This window comes from Noviherbaspirillum sp. ST9, assembly GCF_048799745.1.
Taxonomy (GTDB): Bacteria; Pseudomonadota; Gammaproteobacteria; order Burkholderiales; family Burkholderiaceae_D; genus Noviherbaspirillum.
Map to the genome: position 1 here is coordinate 1 of NZ_JBLWFR010000114.1, position 631 is coordinate 631.

1 protein-coding gene is annotated in these 631 nt (G+C 43.1%); it reads right to left on the reverse strand.

The features are described 5' to 3' along the window. Positions 1–595, reverse strand: a 595-nt coding sequence (locus ACNOHI_RS25050; protein ID WP_420477440.1) for a transposase, incomplete at its 3' end; no start/stop codon positions are given. Between the last annotated feature and the right edge of the window lie 36 nt (positions 596–631).

The following is a 631-nucleotide window of genomic DNA, read 5'->3' on the forward strand; positions in this document are numbered from 1 at the left end:
TCCAATGTTTAACAAGCGGTTCAGTAGCTTGATGTGCGGCAGAAGGCGTCATTAAGCTGCAGCTCATATGAGGTCTGAGGGTATTGTAAGCTTCCACCGCTCTTCTTACAGCCAATAAAGCTTCAGTTCTGGACCTGAATACTTCACCGAGCTTAAACTCGGTTTTCAGAATACCATTAATCCGCTCAGCTATAGGGTTCTCGTAAGCCTCTCCGTGCTGGGTCATACTGATTCCTATTTTATGTTCATTAAGTAAGATAATGTAGTCATAACTGCAATACTGTACGCCTCTGTCCGAGTGGTGGATCAGCGGTAAATGATAGGAACGGTTTTGTAAAGCCATCTTTAAAGCATTGATACTGCCATCGTTTGTCAAATAAGGATGCAGGCAATAGCCCATGATCCTTTTTGAGTATGCATCTGTTACCAGGCTCAGATAATTGAAGCTGTAACCGATACAGATAAAAGTTATGTCTGATACCCAGAATTGCTCAGAACGATCTGGAAGAAGGTGTTTGGCCAGGTCAGGATATCGCCTAAGCAGATGGTTTGATTGAGTTGTACGAGGCTTTCGAAAACCTCTGGCTATTAGCAATCCATGTTTGCGAAGTAACGTGTTAAGCTTGTCTCT